General features: G+C 36.6%; 5 protein-coding genes and 1 pseudogene. 1 reads left to right on the forward strand and 5 read right to left on the reverse strand.

The window, feature by feature from the left end; all coding sequences use genetic code 11:
* Window positions 1–524 (reverse strand): methyltransferase, TIGR04325 family (locus tag AC3LHT_RS09855; protein WP_488662765.1); only part of this gene is annotated, 524 nt, incomplete at its 3' end.
* Window positions 525–551: 27 nt separating this feature from the next.
* Window positions 552–1,463 carry a glycosyltransferase family protein gene (locus AC3LHT_RS09860; protein ID WP_488662766.1) on the reverse strand — a complete coding sequence of 304 codons (912 nt, stop codon included), beginning with the start codon at window positions 1,461–1,463 and terminating at the stop codon, window positions 552–554.
* Here AC3LHT_RS09860 and AC3LHT_RS09865 point away from each other — a divergent pair.
* Window positions 1,462–1,671 carry a hypothetical protein gene (locus tag AC3LHT_RS09865; RefSeq protein ID WP_488662767.1) on the forward strand — a complete coding sequence of 70 codons (210 nt, stop codon included), beginning with the start codon at window positions 1,462–1,464 and terminating at the stop codon, window positions 1,669–1,671. The genes AC3LHT_RS09860 and AC3LHT_RS09865 overlap by 2 nt on opposite strands.
* 15 nt (window positions 1,672–1,686) lie before the next feature.
* On the opposite strand, the gene AC3LHT_RS09870 is transcribed toward AC3LHT_RS09865, so the two are convergent.
* The 3 genes and pseudogenes from AC3LHT_RS09870 to AC3LHT_RS09880 all read right to left on the reverse strand — a co-directional run.
* Window positions 1,687–1,767: an SDR family oxidoreductase gene (locus AC3LHT_RS09870; RefSeq protein ID WP_488662770.1), complete on the reverse strand. Its 81-nt coding sequence runs from the start codon at window positions 1,765–1,767 to the stop codon at window positions 1,687–1,689.
* Window positions 1,768–1,771: 4 nt separating this feature from the next.
* Complete coding sequence (locus AC3LHT_RS09875; protein WP_488662768.1) at window positions 1,772–2,503, reverse strand: FkbM family methyltransferase; 732 nt, start codon at window positions 2,501–2,503, stop codon at window positions 1,772–1,774.
* A pseudogene (locus AC3LHT_RS09880) lies at window positions 2,484–2,701 on the reverse strand (flippase); the annotation flags it as partial. The gene AC3LHT_RS09875 and the pseudogene AC3LHT_RS09880, both read right to left, overlap by 20 nt.

Here is a 2,701-nt window from a genome sequence, read left to right on the forward strand (position 1 = left end):
GGGAATGCTTGACTTTGAAAGCTGCCAGAGCTTGGAGAAGCTTGTTTTAGACAACCTTCAATATCGTAAAAGAATTTAAGAATATCATTTTCAAAGTATTTCTTGCCGACCTCTACAAAATGCCTTTGTTCAACAATATTCCACCGTATCATAGAAAGATTTGATAAAAACTTCCTGTTCTGAAAGTATGTGCTTCCGAGGGACCCACCAAAATCTATGACATTCAGTTTTCCCTTTGACTTAACAGCAACCAACATCAAAGAAGCCAACAGAGGCCAGGAATACTCTATTTTTTCAAAAAGCACAGAATCCCGCTCATACATTGCCTTGCCATTCCTGACCTTGAGAAGAGAATCTCTAACCCTGTTTAAGATGATTTCACTGTCATATCCTGTAGATGCTCTTTGTGCTTTATCCCATGAATGATAATCACCGGACCATTTTACTCCTTTTTTCCCGCTAATCAAGCGGATCATTCCAGGAGGAATCCATGTTTTTAAAAATTGTTTTATATTTTGCCGCATATCGGCCGCTGTTTGCCTTTCATTATTTCAACACCCTGATCGTATGGTTAAAATATTCTTCACGAAACCGAGCATTCGTCCTAAAAGCGATGGGTTCAGGTAACTGAAATAGTCTTCGATTATTTTTTTTGCCTTTGCATTTTCAACAATATCGATCGACTGTACCGAAATTTGCTCTTGTGCTATCTTAACATCGAAGGCATCTGACGTGCCGCAATGAGTGCCTATCCCATCTAACCCGATATTGCGTATCAGGGAAATGCCAGGATATAGAGTAAGACGCTCCCGCAAAAAAGCCGAAACTAACCACCTCACTGCCCACGAATCATTTTTACCTGCTATCTGATCTTTCAGCATTTGGGTATAATTATAAGTTCTGTTAAAATCGAGTAGCCTTGTAAGTTTCTTTTCTTCCAATTCATTAAGCAATTTTTGACCATTTTCTTCAAACAAATCCCAACCGCGCTTCCAGGTAGCCCACCCCCAGCAATCGGCACCACGGAGAAAAAAAGTCGAGGGAAGTTTCTCTGAGAGAGGGTAAATGTATCCATGAATGCTGATAACTTTTTCCTCACATTCATATAAGTTTAGAGCATCATTCATATATCGCAAGAAGAATGGGGAAGTCACGAGATCATCTTCCAGAACAACAACCCGTCCATACTCGTTCACTACAGCCGTCACACCATCAATAATAGAACCTGCCAAACCCATATTTTTCCCTTGTTCTCGGATTGTCACTGTTTTAAATCCATCAATAGTGTGAATATACTCCCTAACTTTTTTAACCGCTTTTTCAGTTTGCTCATCTTTGGGACTATCTGAATAGATGAAGAGATCACTTCGATCGGCCAGCTCATTCTTCTGCAGGGCTTTAATAGTTTGGCGAGTATGCCAAGGACGGTTGTAGACAAATAATACCATGGGTGATAAAGGCATGTTTTACTTTTTCCCCTTAGCTAAAGATATCATAAAAGCCGTTATTTGTTTAGGCATAACACACGGCGCTTTTGCCTTGTGGATTACCTCAGATACCTGTTTTGTGGTATCAGGACGTTTTAAGATCAGGAAAAGAACCGCTGTTTTTAGCAGATGCGGCGGAACAAACATATTTGATGAAACTTTTTGCACATCAACTTCTATTTAGAACTCAACCAATCCCTTAAAATATCCAGTGGCACTGCCCGAGCAGCTTTTCACAGAGATGGGAGCCGAGAAAACCAGTTCCGCCGGTGAGAAGTATTTTTTCATGATAATGCTTCTTTGATGTCTACTCTTTTAAAAATAACGGTATTTACAGTCTTTGCGAAGGTTTCATATCCAAATTCAGCGAGATACTTATATTCTTTTGAGTCTGCTATCTCCTTGATTGAACAACCTAATATTTCCATCAGCACAAATTTTGGTCTAAATCGCTTCCAATTATTGGATTTAAGAACCTGCAAATCAAGCCCCTCAACATCAATAGACATAAAGTCAATTTCCTGGCCATACGGCAAGTGTTTTTTAAAGATTTCTTCGAGGGTTGATGTTTGTATCTCTTTTTCAGATATAATCTTGTAATGATTCTTGCCATCTCTTTTTTCTGCCAATTCCTTTGAAAAGCCATTTAATGCGGGCTCATTAAACATATAATATCTTAATTTTTGTTTTTTATCTGAAATGGGAACTTCCAGATTGATATCTCTTGGTCTAATTTTATCAAACGATCTCATGCTGTTTGGCATTGCATCTATGTTTATACCACTCCACCCTTTTTTATAGAAAAAGAATGTGTTAGAAAATCGCTTTGGGTGATGCGCACCGACATCAACATAAAAGCCTGTCTTTTGTTTCTCGAAGAACCTTCTTAAAATCATATCTTCTCCTTCCTGGGAGTATGATTTGAGTGAAAATCCATCAAAATAATTATTTTTAATAATATTCAACTTTTCTATTACATTTTTGGGTAAAATTATTTTAAATATTTTCTTTAACACTAAAAATTCCTTTTAAATATAAACTTTTTGTCAAGTTTATAAAATTTATTCTTGTTTTGTCAAAAAATGACAAACATAAATAAGCTGCTATAAAATATGATATTAATGTTGATATAGCTGCACCATTAATTCCCATTTTTTTTATCAAAATATAATTTAAAACTATATTTACCATTGCACCTATACTTGTATTTATCG

The organism is Kosmotoga sp., assembly GCF_982836095.1.